17 protein-coding genes are annotated in these 16,134 nt (G+C 68.2%); 16 read left to right on the forward strand and 1 reads right to left on the reverse strand.

The annotated features are described in order from the left end of the window. Positions 1-22 precede the first annotated feature (22 nt). The 13 genes from kdpC to ACPYO6_RS06920 all read left to right on the forward strand — a co-directional run bounded on the left by kdpC (position 23) and on the right by ACPYO6_RS06920 (position 12,401). Positions 23-637 carry a potassium-transporting ATPase subunit KdpC gene (gene kdpC / locus ACPYO6_RS06860; RefSeq protein ID WP_329864179.1) on the forward strand — a complete coding sequence of 205 codons (615 nt, stop codon included), beginning with the start codon at positions 23-25 and terminating at the stop codon, positions 635-637. 2 nt (positions 638-639) lie between these two features. Further along, on the forward strand, positions 640-3,150 hold the full coding sequence (locus ACPYO6_RS06865; RefSeq protein WP_424796254.1) for an ATP-binding protein: 2,511 nt from the start codon (positions 640-642) through the stop codon (positions 3,148-3,150). Further along, positions 3,147-3,839 (forward strand): response regulator transcription factor, encoded by a 693-nt coding sequence (locus ACPYO6_RS06870; RefSeq protein WP_424796255.1) that lies wholly within the window; start codon positions 3,147-3,149, stop codon positions 3,837-3,839. The genes ACPYO6_RS06865 and ACPYO6_RS06870 overlap by 4 nt, the downstream gene beginning before the upstream one ends. A gap of 54 nt (positions 3,840-3,893) precedes the next feature. Continuing rightward, the gene (locus tag ACPYO6_RS06875) at positions 3,894-4,802 is read left to right on the forward strand and encodes a helix-turn-helix transcriptional regulator (protein ID WP_424796256.1); all 909 of its coding nucleotides are present in this window, start codon (positions 3,894-3,896) and stop codon (positions 4,800-4,802) included. A gap of 262 nt (positions 4,803-5,064) precedes the next feature. Beyond that, positions 5,065-6,153 carry an ArdC-like ssDNA-binding domain-containing protein gene (locus ACPYO6_RS06880; RefSeq protein WP_424796339.1) on the forward strand — a complete coding sequence of 363 codons (1,089 nt, stop codon included), beginning with the start codon at positions 5,065-5,067 and terminating at the stop codon, positions 6,151-6,153. Further along, positions 6,153-7,046, forward strand: coding sequence for a bifunctional DNA primase/polymerase (locus tag ACPYO6_RS06885; protein ID WP_424796257.1), 894 nt, complete (start codon positions 6,153-6,155; stop codon positions 7,044-7,046). Before ACPYO6_RS06880 ends, ACPYO6_RS06885 begins: the two co-directional genes overlap by 1 nt. Before the next feature lie 35 nt (positions 7,047-7,081). Then, a complete protein-coding gene (locus ACPYO6_RS06890; protein WP_329863800.1) occupies positions 7,082-7,690 on the forward strand; it encodes a DUF2637 domain-containing protein in 609 nt (202 codons plus the stop codon). After that, the gene (locus ACPYO6_RS06895) at positions 7,687-8,139 is read left to right on the forward strand and encodes a hypothetical protein (protein ID WP_329863762.1); all 453 of its coding nucleotides are present in this window, start codon (positions 7,687-7,689) and stop codon (positions 8,137-8,139) included. The genes ACPYO6_RS06890 and ACPYO6_RS06895 overlap by 4 nt, the downstream gene beginning before the upstream one ends. A gap of 83 nt (positions 8,140-8,222) precedes the next feature. Then, complete coding sequence (locus ACPYO6_RS06900) at positions 8,223-9,092, forward strand: hypothetical protein (RefSeq protein WP_424796258.1); 870 nt, start codon at positions 8,223-8,225, stop codon at positions 9,090-9,092. Then, positions 9,089-10,177 (forward strand): ParB N-terminal domain-containing protein, encoded by a 1,089-nt coding sequence (locus tag ACPYO6_RS06905; RefSeq protein WP_329863766.1) that lies wholly within the window; start codon positions 9,089-9,091, stop codon positions 10,175-10,177. The genes ACPYO6_RS06900 and ACPYO6_RS06905 overlap by 4 nt, the downstream gene beginning before the upstream one ends. A 71-nt stretch (positions 10,178-10,248) precedes the next feature. After that, positions 10,249-10,947, forward strand: a complete 699-nt coding sequence (locus tag ACPYO6_RS06910; protein WP_329863768.1) for a hypothetical protein — start codon at positions 10,249-10,251, stop codon at positions 10,945-10,947. A gap of 15 nt (positions 10,948-10,962) precedes the next feature. Further along, positions 10,963-12,135 carry a M23 family metallopeptidase gene (locus ACPYO6_RS06915; protein ID WP_424796259.1) on the forward strand — a complete coding sequence of 391 codons (1,173 nt, stop codon included), beginning with the start codon at positions 10,963-10,965 and terminating at the stop codon, positions 12,133-12,135. Continuing rightward, complete coding sequence (locus ACPYO6_RS06920; protein WP_329863771.1) at positions 12,135-12,401, forward strand: DUF6112 family protein; 267 nt, start codon at positions 12,135-12,137, stop codon at positions 12,399-12,401. Before ACPYO6_RS06915 ends, ACPYO6_RS06920 begins: the two co-directional genes overlap by 1 nt. Before the next feature lie 10 nt (positions 12,402-12,411). On the opposite strand, the gene ACPYO6_RS06925 is transcribed toward ACPYO6_RS06920, so the two are convergent. Further along, a complete protein-coding gene (locus ACPYO6_RS06925; protein ID WP_329863773.1) occupies positions 12,412-12,807 on the reverse strand; it encodes an NUDIX domain-containing protein in 396 nt (131 codons plus the stop codon). An 85-nt stretch (positions 12,808-12,892) separates the two neighbouring features. Here ACPYO6_RS06925 and ACPYO6_RS06930 point away from each other — a divergent pair, with 85 nt between their 5' ends. From ACPYO6_RS06930 to ACPYO6_RS06940, 3 genes are read left to right on the forward strand one after another with little or no spacing between them, the layout of a single operon-like run. Next, entirely contained in the window at positions 12,893-13,162 is a 270-nt protein-coding gene (locus ACPYO6_RS06930; RefSeq protein WP_022883069.1) for a DUF6112 family protein, read from the forward strand. A 40-nt stretch (positions 13,163-13,202) separates the two neighbouring features. After that, positions 13,203-14,645, forward strand: a complete 1,443-nt coding sequence (locus tag ACPYO6_RS06935) for a conjugal transfer protein TrbL (RefSeq protein ID WP_424796260.1) — start codon at positions 13,203-13,205, stop codon at positions 14,643-14,645. A 4-nt stretch (positions 14,646-14,649) separates the two neighbouring features. Then, positions 14,650-16,107: an SCO6880 family protein gene (locus ACPYO6_RS06940; RefSeq protein WP_424796261.1), complete on the forward strand. Its 1,458-nt coding sequence runs from the start codon at positions 14,650-14,652 to the stop codon at positions 16,105-16,107. The last annotated feature ends 27 nt before the right edge of the window (positions 16,108-16,134 follow it).

Here is a 16,134-nt window from a genome sequence, read left to right on the forward strand (position 1 = left end):
CAACCAAAGGAATGAAATCATCATGAATGCTGCCACGCGCAGCAGCGGACGGACACTGTGGGTCGCCACACGTGCGCTGCTCATGTTCACCGTCGTCCTCGGGGTCGGCTACACGCTTCTGATCACCGGAATCGGACAACTTGCCTTCCCCTCTCAAGCGAACGGATCACCGCTCAGCAACAGTGACGGCGAGGCCGTTGGTTCATCCCTCATCGGCCAGTCCTTCACAGACGCGGAAGGCGATCCGCTGCCGGAGTATTTCCAGTCGCGACCCTCGGCCGCCGGCGACGGCTACGACGGCACCTCCTCCTCGGGAACGAACTGGGGGCCCGAGAACGAGGAACTGATCGGCGCGATCACCGAACGCAAGGCCGAGATCGCAGCGTTCAACGGTGTCGACCCGGATCAGGTGCCCGCAGACGCGGTCACCGCTTCCAGTTCCGGTCTCGATCCCCACATTAGTCCCGCCTACGCGGCGATCCAGATCCAGCGCGTCGCCGACGCGCGCGGCCTGCCCCTGGGACAAGTTCAGGAACTCGTGGCTGAATGGACAAAGGAACCTGATCTGGGATACCTCGGCGACCGCGTCGTGAACGTGGTGGAGCTGAACCTGGCGCTGGACGAGCTGGAGGACTGACCATGACGACACGGGGGCGGTTACGCGTGCTGCTCGGCGCCGCCCCCGGCGTCGGCAAAACCTACACCATGCTCGAAGAAGGCCGACGGCTCCTGGGCGAAGGACGCGACGTCGTGATCGGGATCGTCGAAACACACGGCCGCGCAGCCACGGCACGCATGACCGACGGTATCCCGTCGACCCCGCGGGCAATGATCGCTCACCGTGGCGTCGAGCTGGAGGAGATGGACCTCGACACAGTCCTGCAACGCGCCCCCGAAATCGTGCTGGTCGACGAACTCGCGCATACGAACGCTCCCGGCTCCCGGAACGAGAAGCGCTGGGAGGACGTGGATGCGCTCTTAAAGGCCGGAATCGACGTCATCTCGACGGTCAATATCCAACACATCGAGTCCCTCAACGATGTCGTCGAGCAGATCACCGGTGTTCCGCAACGAGAGACCGTGCCCGACAGTTTCCTCCGCCAATCAGACCAGATCGAAGTCATCGATCTGGCCCCTCAAGCGCTGCGTGACCGCCTCACCGGCGGCTTCGTCTATCCTGCCGAGCGCATCGACGCGGCATTGTCCAACTACTTCCGACTCGGGAACCTCACCGCACTGCGCGAACTCGCCCTGTTATGGCTCGCAGACGAAGTCGACCAAGCGTTGAAGAGCTACCGTCAAGAACACGACATCGATAGCAAATGGGAAGCCCGCGAACGCGTCGTCGTCGCACTTACAGGTGGCCCCGAAGGAGAGACTCTCCTCCGACGAGGCGCACGAGTTGCCGCACGATCCGCAGGCGGCGAGCTCATCGCCGTGCACGTCACCAGCCAAGACGGCCTCCGTGCAGGGAACCCCGTAGCTCTGGCACAACAACGAGCCCTTGTGGAGAAGCTCGGCGGGACGTACCACCAGGTGGTCGGCGCCGACATCCCTGCCGCTCTGGTCGAATTCGCGCGATCCCTCAACGCCACCCAACTCGTTCTCGGCGTCAGCCGACGCGGACGACTCGCCGCAGCTCTCACCGGCCCCGGCATCGGTGCCACGACTATTCGAGAATCAGGCGACATCGACGTCCACATCGTCACCCACTTCGCTGCTGGCGGACGATTCACCCTGCCCCCTATCGGCGGCGCGCTCACCCTCAAACGCCGTCTTCTCGGATTTCTGCTCGCGTTCCTGGGCGGCCCCGCACTCACCGCCCTTCTCGTCACCCTCCGATCTGATGAGTCGATCACGAGCGACGTCCTCAGCTACCAACTCCTCGTTGTTGTCGTCGCACTCGTCGGCGGCATCTGGCCCGCCCTGTTCGCCGCGGTACTTTCCGGCATCACACTCGACTTCTTCTTCATTGAGCCGTTCCACACCATCACCATCGCCGACCCTCTGCACGCCTTGGCGCTCCTCCTCTACGTCACCATCGCCGCGTTGGTGAGCTTCGTCGTCGACCGGGCAGCCAGGCGCACCCGAGCTGCCCGCCGCGCCGCCGCAGAATCCGAGCTCATCCAGACCATCGCTGGAAGTGTGCTCCGCGGAGACAACGCAATCCAGGCACTCGTCGACCGCACCCGCGAGGCATTCCACCTCCCCGGCGTCCGCGTCACACTCGCAGACCGCGTCATCGCCACGGCCGGAGAACCTGTCGCCGACGGCAATCACACCGTCATCCTGCTCTCTGAAGGCGGCAGTCTCGAACTCCACGGCGCCGACCTTCCCGCCTCCGAACGTCGACTCCTCACCGTCGTCGCCGCCCAGATCAGCGCCGCTCTCGAACATCAAAGACTCACCGCCACCGCGGAGGAGATCGAGCCGATTGCCGCCTCCGACCGCGTCCGCGGCGCACTCCTATCTGCATTGAGTCACGACCTGCGGCGCCCCCTGGCCGCCGCATCCGCCGCGGTCGGTGGGCTCCGCGCGGCTGGAAAGAAGCTCTCCTCCGAAGACAAGCGCGAACTCCTGGACACCGCGGACGACAGCCTCACCGCACTTGCCGCGCTCGTCAGCGACCTCCTCGATGTGAGTCGCCTCCAGGCTGGCGCTCTCACCCTCACCACAATGCCCACCGACCCCGCCGAGGCGATCGCGCCCGCTCTCGACGAGTTGAAACTCGGCCCGTCAGACATCCGCCTCGCGCTCGGCCACGAAAACAGCACCGCAGAAGCGGACCCCGTCCTGTTGCAGCGCGTCATCGTCAATCTGCTCGCCAACGCCACCAGGTACTCGCCACCGGACCAGCCGGTAACTGTCACCACCAGCACCTTCGACCAACGGCTGGAGATCCGGATCATCGATCACGGCCCAGGAGTCACACCCGACAGGCACGACGACATCTTCCTGCCCTTCCAACGGCTCGGAGACACTGACAACACCAGTGGCCTCGGCCTCGGCCTCGCCCTCTCCCGAGGATTCATCGAAGCCATGCACGGCACACTCACTCCCGAAGACACACCCGGCGGCGGCCTGACCATGGTGATCTCCATCCCGATCCACCTCACGACATCATCCCCGTCACAGGAGGAACAGGCTTGAAGATCCTCATCGCCGACGACGACCCCCAGATCCTTCGCGCGCTCCGCATCACCCTGAGCGCAAAGGGGTACGAGATCGTGACCGCCACAGACGGCGCTCAAGCCGTCAGAGCGGCCATCGACGAGCACCCCGACGTTTATCTTCTCGACCTTGGCATGCCACAACTCAATGGCATCGAAGTCATCCAGGGCATCCGGGGCTGGTCTCAAGCACCCATTCTCGTCGTCTCCGGCCGTGCGGGAGCATCTGACAAAGTCGAAGCACTCGACGCAGGCGCCGACGACTACGTCACCAAACCTTTCTCCGTGGACGAACTTCTCGCCCGTATTCGCGCGCTCACCCGCCGCGTCCCTCAAGAAGAAGCGCTGCCGTCTGTCCGGCTCGGCAACGTCACCATCGACCTTGCTGCACGAAGCGTCACCAAGGAGTCACCCGCCGGACGACGACAAATCCGCCTCACGCCCACCGAATGGCAAGTGATCGAGATCCTCATCCGAAACACCGGCAAGCTCGTCACGCGACAAACACTCCTCACCAGTATTTGGGGCACCGAGCACGCGGAAGACACCGGCTACCTTCGCCTCTACGTCTCACAACTCCGCAGGAAAATCGAAACAGACCCCTCCAAGCCGAACCACATCATTACTGAACCAGGCATGGGATACCGCCTCGACAACGTGGAAGGCTGAGCCGTGCATGCACGGCTCACACAGTTGCCGCCGGGGTTGGCGAGCAGCATCTAGATGAGAACGGTCGATGCCCGCGCCAGCGGGCAGAGTTCTTGTGCGCTCGGATATCCGATGGCGCGGGTTTCAGTGCGGGATGCGCTCTTCGATGCGCCGACGCGCTTCGGCCCCCTAGAGACTGCGAAGATCATCCTGGTGAAACGCGGCAGCGGATATATTCAAACTTCATCAAAGACGATCACTGTGTGGGCAGGCCAGGCCATCGCGCTCGGCGAGCGCCAGACGTATCTCTTATCTCCACATGTCCCGCTTGCGACCCTGATCGTTCGAATGAGCGAGAGATTTCTTCGAAGCCAGATGTCGTGGCAGCTTCCCGACATCGAGCGCGTCCGGCCAGGAGCGCATCCGTCAAACTGGGACGGTTCAGCGCTAGTACTAGATCTAGGTCAAGGCATAGTCCACGAGACTTCCGTCATCTGGCGAGAAGTTGGACGGTTGTGGGATCATCAGCCTCACTCGGTGGAAGTGGCAGCCGTCCGGACCGTCGCCGGTCTGGCAAGGATCACAGAGCTCACGCTTCCCGCACTCCTAGCCAACTACAAACCCTCTGACTTGGGTGCGCAGAGAATAGCGCTTCCAGGCGCGGCCACCGACCGTGTCATGTCCTTGCTACGGGCGATGGCGGATGCACCGCAAGAACCATGGACATTAGCGGATCTGGCGCGTCGCGCGCACCTCTCACGTTCTCAGTTGTGCCGCCTGTTCTCCGGTGGGGGTCTGGATTCACCCATGCGTACATTGAACCAAATACGTACCGAGAAGTTCGCTCAGTTTTTGCTTCATTCCGAACTCGGCGTTCGCGAGATTGCTCAGCGCTGCGGGTGGAATGATCCACGTGTCGCGGCGCGGTGGTTTCGAGCCAGATACAGCATGAGTCCATCGGAATATCGCGTCGCGCATCGCTGATCACTTCTCGGCGACGCCCAGAATCGACGCTAACGTGCGCTGTTCGTCGCGCAATGGGGGGCTGATCGTTGCAAGAGAAGGCGTGAGGGTCCAGCGGCCACTCGAACCTGGTAGTGAGTAGACCCATACGCAAGGCTCACCGTGGAGCCGTCCTTGTTGACGGGATTTCCCGAAGCTCGGCTGACTCTCATGAAGATCCCGGCGCACCTCATGGTCGCAAGGGTCACCGGCACGCGCCGTGGGCCCCGCCGGGAGGAGATTCATGATGGCGACGGACGAGGAGAGACGGGCCACACGCGACGCGAAGCTCGAACAGCTCCACGAGCGGCTGTCGACTGCGGTCAACCAGCTCGTCTCCGGTGAGGACTGGAAGCGCGCTCTGGAGTTCGCTGCCCGGTTCCGGGCGCGCTCGTTCCGCAACACGCTAATGATCTTCGCCCAGCACCTCGACGCCTTCGAGCAGGGGCGCGTGCAAGCGGCGGAGCCGTCGTATATCGCAGGGTACAAGCAATGGCAGACGCTCGGCAGGCAGGTGGAGAAGGGCCAGCCGGGGTACATGATCTTCGCTCCGGTGATGGGCAGTTTTGCGTCCTCGACTCCGCAGGATGTGTCGTCGTGGCGGCGGCTGGGCCGATTCGAGAAGCCGAAGCCGGGTGAGTTGATGCGCTCCCGGATGGTCGGCGGGAAGTCCGCCTATGTGTGGGATGTCTCCCAGACTGCCGGCGCTCCGGTCCCGGAGCGTCCGTCGCCGGTCCTGCTGGAGGGCGATGCCCCCGCGGGTCTCTGGGACGGGCTGGCGGGCCTGGTGGAGGCGGAGGGGTTCGCGGTGTTGCGGGTCGAGCACGAGAGCGAGATCGGTGGCGCGAACGGCCTGACCGACTACACCAATCGGACGGTCGCGGTGCGGACGAACATGGGTGATGCCGCGCAGGTGAAGACTCTCGTTCACGAGCTCGCGCATGTGAGGCTGCACGGCCCCAATAACCCGGACGCGACAAGGCATCGCGGCGTAGGTGAAGTGGAGGCGGAGTCGGTGGCGTTGATGATCGGTGCCGCACATGGCATGGACACCACCGCCTACACGATCCCCTATGTCTCCGGCTGGGCGGGCACGGTGAAGGACAAGGACCCGGCCGAGGTAGTGCAGGCCACTGGGGAGCGTGTCCGCAAGATCGCCGGGGCGATCCTCGACGCTCTCCCGACGGCCCAGGTCGGTACCGGTGACCCACCCGGCCTCACCCGTGACACTGCCAGAGCCGAACACATCCCGCGAGCAGAACGCACTACGCCGCCACCGGTGGAGCCGTCGCGGGCATCTCGCTCGGCGGATGCCGCGGTGAGGAGTCTGTGATGAGCCCGGCAGAGTTGTTCGCCCAGGTCGCCGGCCTCCCGCCGGCGATTGCTGCGGCACGGTTCGCGGAGGCGGGGGTACCGGTGTTCCCGTGCGTGCCGGGCGGTAAGCGGCCCCGGATCGAGCACGGTTTCCGCGACGCGACTACTGACGCCGGCCGGGTTGCGGGGTGGTGGCGGCGGTGGCCGTCCGCGAACATCGGTGTTCCGACCGGTGCCGTGTCTGGGATGGATGTCGTCGATGTGGATCGGAAGGCAGAGGGGCACGGGTTCGGTGCGTTCGGTCGCGCCCGCCGTGCCGGCCTGGTCGAGGGGTGGGTGGCGTTGGTGCGGACTCCTTCGGGTGGGATGCACGCCTACTATCCGGCCGATCCGGACCGTCCGCAGCCCTCGTGGCAGGCCGCGCGGGCACGAGTCGACTTCCGCGGTGACGGCGGCTATGTCATTGTCCCGCCCTCCGTGATCGCCACCGGTGATCGGCGCGTCTCGTATGCGCTGGTCGGCGGCTCGCAAGAGCTTCCGTGCCCGGTGGACGCGGGAGCGTTGCGGGACTTCCTGGACCCGCGCCCTGATCCACGACACGTCGGGCGCACCGGACCGGCTCCAAGGGATGCCAGCCGGCTGGCGGCCTGGGTCGCGCAACGCGGCGAAGGCGAACGCAACCGGGGCCTGTTCTGGGCATCCTGCCGCCTCGCAGAAGCCGGCATGTCCTTGCCTGAGATGGTCGACGCCCTCGCCCCGGCTGCCGAGCACTCTGGGTTGTCGCCGCGGGAAGTCACGACCACGATTCGCTCCGCCTACCGCGCCACCCACATCCACCCCGCCTCCGCGCCGGCAATACAGCGCGAAGTGCCGCGCCAGACGATGCGGCTCGAGAGTCGGGTGCTCTCGTGAACCCGGCGACGACAACGTGGGGTGGCCGGGTCGCAGTGGCGACCGCGGTGGCCGGGACGGTGCTCATCGCCGCTGGCGCGTTCTGGCTCTCGTTCACCGCTCTCGCTGATCTTGCCCGCCGCTCTGGGGTGGATGCGGGGCAGGCGTGGGCGTGGCCATTCATCGTGGACGGCATCATCGTCGTCTCAACGGTCTCCGTTGTCGCGCTCGCGGGGCAACGTTCCGCCTGGTATCCGTGGGCGCTGCTGGCCGCCGGTGCGGTGGTGTCGGTGACCGCGAACGCGATCCATGCCGTCGTCGCCGCCGACGCCGACGTGCCCGGTGTGCTCGCCGCGTCGGTGGCGGCGGTGCCGCCGCTGGTGCTACTGGCGATCACCCACCTCACCGTGATCCTCACCCGCCCCCTCCCCGCACCCGAGCCCGAGCCGTCGCGCGAGTCAGGCGAGGAGACGTCGACGGTTGCCGCGTCACCGATCCCGATGGGGCCCGCACCGGTGGGTCGTGAGGTGGCGGTGGTGCTGCGGGAGGAGGAGGGCTGGTCGAACAAGCAGATCGCCCGCCACCTCGGAGTGCACCCGTCCACGGTCGGACGCTGGTTCGCCCGGCCCGTCCTGACCGGCCCCGACACGGAGGAAACGACATGAACGACGACGAACAACGCACCGCCCGGCTCGCAGAGCATCCCGCAAGCCGCCGGGAGGAATCCGAGGCGCCCGACGAGGCACATCCGAGCGGTGACGGGGAGGTGTCTGAACTGGCTCGCCACGGCGACCCGTCCGCGGCGACGCAAAAGATGCCCGATGCGGCGGAGGCGGGGAAGCGTAGGTCGGGGGTGGTGTGGGTGCGCCCGTCCGATCTGCTGGCCTCGCGGATGGGCAGGGTCGCCGGGCAAGGCATCGACTTCCAAGCCGAGCTCGCCCGCCGCACCCGCCGCGCGCCCGGTCAGACATACCGGGGCACCCGCACGATCGCGCGCTCGGGCGTGCGGGTTGTGAGCGAGCGGGCACGGAAGTTGTTGCCGGTGACCGCGTTCGGCCGCGGGGCTGGTGAGCGGCATTCGTGGGTGTCACGGTCCGGGATCGGGTTGGGGTGACCTGAGCCATGCGCGTCCCTCATGCACCGGCGAGCCCCACGGCTGGGGGACGTGTGCGCACCTGCTGTTCAGGAGGTGCCGGAATGACAAAGGCAAGCACCCGCGACCAGGAGCGGGCTTGGTTCGAGGACTCGGAGGCGCTACGCGCGCTCCTCAACAGACTCCATGAGGCCGGCAAGGGCGCGTGGCGGAACGACCCGGAGGCTGCCGCGCTGATGCGGCACGCGGCCGACAAGTACGCCGCCCTGGCTCGCAAGCACGGCCTGGACCCGTGGGAGGCTGCCTCTGCGGCGTTCGAGGCGATGCGGGGAGCTGCGACTCGTCGGGCGGATGACCCGTGGGCGGTGGTGACCCGTGCGGTGCAGGTGACCTGCATCGGTGAGGAGCGCGGCAACGGCCTACTGTGCTCCGTGCACCAGGCGCGCCGGCCCCGCTATTCGGTGTTCCATGACGCGGAGCGGTTCAGCGACCGGGAGAACCCGCTGCCCGACTACCACCCCGCGTTCCACGTCGACCCCTTCACCGACGACGAGGAGGACGTGCTCGGCGAGGACGAGGAGCTGCTGCTGGAGCGGACGATGAACGTGGGCTCGGCGGTGGAGGACACGATCGCGTTCCTCAGCCGCGTCGGTTGGGCGCCGGAGACCGCGCGGGCCGGGGTGGAGTACATCACCGGGCGGCTTGCCGAATCCGTGTCGCGAGCGTCGGCCTTCGAGGTCCTGCGCCGCGACCGGCAAGCCCGCGCCCTCCTGGACCTGCCCGGAACCTCCTGGACGACGCTGCTGCGGGTTGTGCTCGGCAACCCCGACCCCTCCCTTGCACACACCAACGCCGGGCGTGGCCTGGTGGTGCGGCTTCTGATCGGCGAGCCGTTGCGAGCGCTATGGCGTGACAATGACCTCGTGCTGACCGCGGGCCTTGCCGCCCCCGATAGCGGAGCTGATCACCCGTGAGCACTCCGCAGGATGGGCACATCGAGCTGGAGCGGGCTGTGGACTCCATCGGTGTCGGACGCCGGCACCGGCAGGACTACGGCGACCTGACCGCGATGGTCGAGTCGATCCGGCGCAACGGCCTGCTGCAACCGATCACGATCACCCTCGACGGGCACCTCATCTGCGGTGCTCGCCGCCTGGCGGCGATCAAGCTGCTCGGGTGGAAGACCGTCAAGGTGTGGGTCCGCAGTGGTGTCTCGGACCGGCTCGGGCAGCTCCTCGCGGAGCAGGACGACAACCTGCTGCACAAGCCACTGACCCAGTTCGAGGCCGCCGGCCTCTACCGCGAACTCAAGACCCTGCTCGCCGAAGACGCGGCACGCCGCCAGGAGGCCACCCGCTTCCACGCCGCCGACGAGGCCGGAGAAGACGGTCCCGTTAAGTTAACGGCACCGTGGGAAACCACCCCCGGTGAGGCCGCCGTGCAGGCTGCGCAGATGGTCACCGGCCGCGACTCGCACACCACGTTGGAGCGCATCGGCCGACTCGAACACCTCGCCGCCGACGAATCCCAGCCCGAGTCCGTGCGCACTCGCGCGGCGGAGGAGGTCGAGCGGATCAAGGCCGGCGGAGGCGTCTACCCCTCCCACCTGCGCGTCAACGCCGAACTCTCCCTCGCCGAGCTCGACCAGGTCGCCGCCGACCCCACCCTGCCCGCTGATGTGCGCGAGCAGGCCCGCGCCGAGGCCGTCCAGGTGCGGGCGGCGGAGCGTGAGGCGCGGGCGGTGGAGCTGGACGAGTTGGCGCAGGCCGCGCTCGCCCGCGTGAAGGCCGCGAAGAAGACCGGCCGGAAACCCCCGCGCCCCGCGCTGACCGCGGTCGAGGATCAGGGTGAGCCGGTGCCGTTCCCGCTGACCGTGTTCGTCGCGATCTGGGACGACATGGCCGGATGGTGGCTGCACCATGACCCGGACGAGGTTGGCCCGGCGTTGACCGAGGAGCAATGGTCACGGTTCGAGCAGACCGTCACCGGCACGATCGCGTTCGCCGATACCGCCCGCGCTGCCCGCCGGGCGCAGGAACGCAGCGAGCACATCGCCTGACCACCGCTTCGTGGGGGCGTGTGTGCACCTTCCCGGCGACCACCTACCTGTCGCCTCTTGGGAGGACCCGCATGGACCCCGCCACCCTCGCTGATCGCGGCCGTCGTCGTCTGCTGATCGCCACGATCGCGGGCGGGCTCGTGCTGCTCCTGCTGGTCGGTGTCGGCATCTACGGGCTGCTGCGCGGCCCCGCACCCCGCACCGACTCCACTCCCGCCGACACACCGAGTTCCACCGTGACCGCCCCGCCGGCCGGGCCGTCCGGTGAGGGGCCGGTGGCGGTGCCGCAGGTCGGCGGCCCGGAGGCGTTCGCCCGCGCGGTCGCCAGCGCGCTGTTCACCTGGGACACCACTACCGGTGATGGCCCGATGGACTACGCGCAGATGCTTGCGGATGTCGCCGCAGATGAGGAGGCTGCCGCGCTGGCGGGGGATGTGCGGGCGTATCTGCCGAGTGTGGAGGCGTGGGGGCAGCTCCGTCAGTACCAGACCCGCCAATGGCTCATCGTCGATACCGCGGTCATCCCGGAAGCGTGGGAGACCGCGGTCGCGCAGGCCGCACCAGGCCAGATTCCCGCAGGCACCGTCGCGTACACCATTGACGGCACCCGGCACCGGGACGGCACCTGGGACACCGAACCTGTGGAGGCGTCCCGGCCGGTGTCGTTCACGGTGTTCATCGTCTGCACCCCGGCGGTCACAGGCCGCGGCATCACCGGCACGACCTGTGAGCTACTGCGCCTGTCCCAACTCGACAACCCCCTCCGTTGAGAGCAGGTGGTTGTTGTGTGGAAGAAGCTCGCCGCTCTCGCGGTCGCCCTGCTGTTCTTCGCCCCCTCGGTCGTGCTTGTCGGGGTGGCGGCCGTGGTCAATCCTGCGATGACCGCATGCGCACCGGGCTCCCTCGCTGTGGGGCCGATCCCGGAGTCGCTGACCGCGACGACGCGCAACAGGCAGACGGTCACGCTGAACCGGACCCAGCTCACCCACGCCGCGACGATCATCACGGTCGGCGGGCAGACCAGCGGTGTCGGCCGTCCCGGCGTGGTGATCGCGCTCATGGCCGCCCTCACGGAGTCCACGCTGCGGATGCTCGCCAACACCGGCACTTACCCGGAGTCCGGCGACTTCCCGAACGATGGCAACGGGTCCGATCACGACTCCTTGGGCCTGTTCCAGATGCGTCCCGCCGCTGGGTGGGGCACCGTCGCCGAGCTGATGGACTCGACCTATCAGGCCAGAGCGTTCTACGGCGGCGAGACCGGCCCGAACCACCCCTCCCCGCGGGGGCTGCTGGACATTCCCGGCTGGCAGCAGATGGACCCCGGCGAAGCCGCCCAGGCCGTCGAGGTATCCGCCTACCCGGACCGCTACCAGAACTACCAGCCGGTGGCCGAGGCGATCCTCGCCGCCCTAACCCGCCCTGCGCCCACCGGCGGAGGAGGCGGCGGGGCGCCGATCGTGCCGGAGACGACGCGCATCGTGTTCCCGCTTCCCGAAGGGACGTGGGTGGACACCGACAGCTTCGGGTGGCGCACCGACCCGTTCACCGGGGAACGCGCCTTCCACGCAGGGTCCGACCTTGCCGCCGCGGACGGCACCCCGATCCTCGCCATCGCGGACGGGGTGGTCGTGCACGCCGGCTACAGCGGCGGCTTCGGCGGGCTGGTCATCATCGAGCACACCGTCCGGGGCGAGCGGGTCGCGTCGTACTACGCGCATATGTGGGAGACCGGCATCCACGTCACCGAAGGGCAGACCGTGACCGCGGGCCAGCACATCGGAGATGTAGGCTCGTCCGGCCGCTCCACCGGACCCCACCTGCACCTGGAAATCCACCCCGGCGGGCAAGGGCAGCCCGCCGTCGACGCCACCGCCTGGCTCGCCGACCACAATGCGGAAGGCGTCACCGGCGGGGACACCACCCTCGCGACCTGCACCGCGGGCGGTGGGGCCTGATGGACGTGTTTCCCGACTTCGGCGGCGTCGGCGGTGCCGCAGAGCTGCGCTCCATCGTCGGGGCGCTGCTGATGTTCGTCCTCATCATCGCCGCGCTCATGCTCATCGTCTGCGCGATCGTGTGGGCGGTCGCCTCATCCAGCGGCAACTACCAGGCCGCGACAAAGGCCCGCACCGGCTTGCTCGTCTCGGTCGGCGCCGCCGCGCTCGCCGGCGCCGGCGTGGCCTGGGCGAACTTCCTCCTCGGCGTCGGCGAACAGCTCTGACCAGCCGGAGTCAGGTGAGGATGCCGGCGCCGCGCAGATAGTCGGCAAGGTTCGCCGTCACCGGGAGCTGGTCGAGCTCGGCGGCGGCGACCCAGCGGGCATCGTCCGCGTCGTCGCCCGATGCCAGCTCGCCGCCGGTGACGGTGGCGGCGAAGTCGTGCACCTCGAACACCCGCCCCTCGCCGGCCGGGATCGTCACGCACCACAGCTCACGCCCCACCGACACCCGCAGCCCAGTCTCCTCGAACGCCTCCCGCGCGGCCGCCTCAGCCAGGGTTTCGCCGGGCTCGACGCTGCCGCCGGGGATCGACCAGCGGCCCTTCTCCGGCTCGGTGCCACGCAGCACGAGCAGCACACGTCCCGCGTCGTCGGTGATGACGGCGCTGGCGGCCAGAACGATTTCCACCAGCCCAGGCTATCCGCCTGTCGCTGGGTGGCGGGGTGCACCTGACAGCCGAGAACACGTCTCGCGAACAGTCAGGAGCATCCCCGTGATCGACATCGACCCCAACAGCTCTGGTCTTCCCGGCATCGAGCAGCTACGCATCATCGTCGGCGCCGTCATGACCGTCGGCCTGATCCTCTCGGTCCTTGCCCTCATCATCTCGGCGATCGTATGGGGGTTCGGCGCGAACTCCTCCAACCCGCACCTCGCCAGCCGCGGCAAAGTCGGCGTGCTCGTGTCCTGCGGTGCGGCGATCATCTGTGGTGCCGCGGTGACGCTCATCAACTTCTTCTGGGGCGTCGGGCAGGCCGTCTGATGACCACCCCGGCAACGCGCCTCCCGTGGGGGTGGGTGCGGTGAGCGTGTGCGATGTCCCGGTCATCTCCGCCGTGTGCGACGCCGTGGGCGAGGGCACGGCGTCGTTGATCGCGGCCCCGTTCGACTGGCTGGGCCAGGCGATGGCCGGCGCGGCTGCCTGGTTGTTCGAGGCGGTCTGGACCGTGTTCGACACCACCACCCTGGTCGACGTCACCAGTCCTGAGTATGTCGGCGTCTACAACGTTCTGTTCGGCGTCGCGGTCTTTGTGATGCTCGTGTTCTTCTGCCTCCAACTCATCACCGGCCTCATCCATCGCGACCCCACCGCCCTGTCCCGCGCCGCCCTGGGACTTGCCAAGTCCGTCCTCGGGTCGTTCCTCGTCATCACCCTGACCGCGCTGCTGCTGGAAGTGACCGATCAGCTCTGCGTGGGGATCGTGCAGGCCACCGGCAACACGATGGAAGGAATGGGGACCCAGATCGGGCTCCTCGCCACGGGACTTGCCGGGATCAACATCGCTGCTCCCGGTGTCGGCGCGATCCTGACCATCTTCCTCGCCGGGCTCGCCATCAGTGCGGCCGCGATCGTCTGGTTCAGCCTCCTCATCCGCAAGGCGCTGCTGCTGGTCGCGATCGTGTTTGGCCCCGTCGCCCTGGCCGGGGCGACATGGGATGCGACCAAGGGCTGGTTCGCCAAGTGGGCGGCGTTCGTGATCGCCCTCATCTTCTCCAAGCTCGTCCTCGTCGTGATCTTCCTCGTCGCGATCGGGCAAGTCTCCGCCCCCATCGAAGCGGGCCTCGCCTCTATCAGCGACCCGATTGCCGGGGTGGTGCTGATGTTCGTCGCCGCGTTCGCGCCGTACATCACCTACAAGTTCCTGTCCTTCGTCGGGTTCGATATGTACCACGCCATGTCCAGCGAGCAGGAGGCGAAGTCCGCATTGAATCGCCCGGTTCCGGTGCCGTCCGCACCCAAGGGTGACAGTGCGAAGAAGGTCCTCGACGGCGGTAGTGATACCGGCGGCAAGCCCAGGGGCGGAAGCGTCGGAGGGGGTGGGCCGATGCCGCCGCCTGCGGGTGGCCCGGCGGCATCGGGCGGTGCCGGGGCGACCGGAACTGCCGGGGGCGCTGCCGCGTCATCCGGCGGAGCAGGCGCCGGAGCCGGAGCGGGGGCGGGGGCGGGGGCCAGCGCGGGTGCTGGTGCGGCCGCGGGGCCTGTCGGTACGGCGGTGGTCGTCGGCGGTGCGGTGGTCAAGGGTGCCGCGACCGCCGGACCGAAGGCCGGTGCCGCTGTCGGCGGTGCCGCGGAGAACCATGCCGGGGCTGCGGCCGAGCAGAGCACTCCGCCGCCGGTCCCGCCCGCGCAAGGCACACCGTCGTCACGTCCGGCACCTTCGACGCCGCCCGCTGCGCCCTCGTCGCCATCGCGGGGGTCGGACCCGCCGCCGCCTCCGTCCTCGAAGCCGTCCAGGAAGGAATGAGCCAATGGCCTCCACGCACACCGAGTACCCGTTATCGCCGGTGCAGTTCTCCCGCCTCACCCGACGGGGCATCCTGTTGGGCTTGTCGTTGCCGCAACTGATCGTCCTCGGCATCGCGATCCTCACCGTCGTCGCCTCCCTCTACACCAGCGGTGGCATGGGTCTGGCCTGGACGTCCCCGGTCTGGGCTGGCGCCGCCCTCCTCGCCGTGATCCCGGCAGGGGGCAGGAAGCTGATCGAGTGGGTGCCGATCCTGACCCGCTGGGCCGCCCGCACCTACCTAGGCCAGCTCATCTACCGGCGCCGCGTCATCAAGCCCCGGCCGGCCGACACCCTCGCCCTGCCCGGGGACGCGGCGCCGCTGCGTGAATGGGAAGACCCGGAGACGGGGGCGGCGATGGTCCACGACCCCCACGCGCAGACCCTCACCGTCATCCTCGGCGTCTCCCACCCGGCGTTCGTGCTCCTGGACCCCGGCGAGCAGCAACGCCGCGTCGCAGGGTGGGGCCGCGTGCTCGCCGCCGCGTGCCGGTCCGGGCGGATCGCGCGGATTCAGGTGTCTGAGCGGACGTTGCCGGATTCGGGGACGGGGTTGGCGGAGTGGTGGCGCACCCACGGCACCGACGACGGCTCCTGGGCCGCGACCACCTACCAGGAGCTCATCGACCGTGCCGGCCCCGCCGGGGAACGCCACGCGACCACGATCAGCCTCGCCCTGGACATGAAGAACAGCGCCCGGCAGATCAGAACCTCCGGCGGCGGCATACGCGGCGCTGCGGCCGTGCTGCGGCAGGAGATGACCACCCTGAGCACGGCGCTCCGCGCGGCAGAGCTCACCTCGACCGGGTGGCTCACCCCTGGCGAGGTCGCCGTCATCCTCCGCGGAGCGTACGACCCGGCGGCAGCCCCCGCCCTGGAACGCCACGGCGACCTCGGCCGCGATCTTGCCACCGCCGGGCCGGTGGCGGTCACCGAGACCTGGGACCGCCTGCGATCCGACAGTGCCTTCCATGCGGTGTTGTGGATCACTGAATGGCCCCGCTCCCAGGTCTACCCAGGGTTCTTTGCCTCGCTCGTGCTGTCCAACGGCATCCTCCGCACCCTCGCCCTGCACTACACCCCGGTACGCGCCGACCAGGCCGCGAGGGACCTGCGGAAGAAGAAGACCGAACTCATCTCCGACGCCGCCCAACGCCGCAAGATCGGACAGATCGAGGATGCCGCCTCCAGCGCGGAGCTCGACGACGTGCTGCAACAGGAGGCGGACCTGACCGCCGGGCACGGCGTCCTCCGTGTCTCCGGCCTCGTCTCCGTCTCCGCACCGACCGTGGACGAGCTCGACGCCGCGGTGGCCGCAGTCGAGCAGGCCGCGATCCAAGCCTCCTGCGAGACCCGCCGCCTCGTCGGCCAGCAAGCCCAGGCGTTCACCGCGACCGCGTTACCGCTGTGCCGCCCGGTCTGACCCATCCCGCCATCAACCGTTCCCTTG

Source organism: Georgenia sp. Z1344, from assembly GCF_049856295.1.
Lineage (GTDB): Bacteria > Actinomycetota > Actinomycetes > Actinomycetales > Actinomycetaceae > JB111.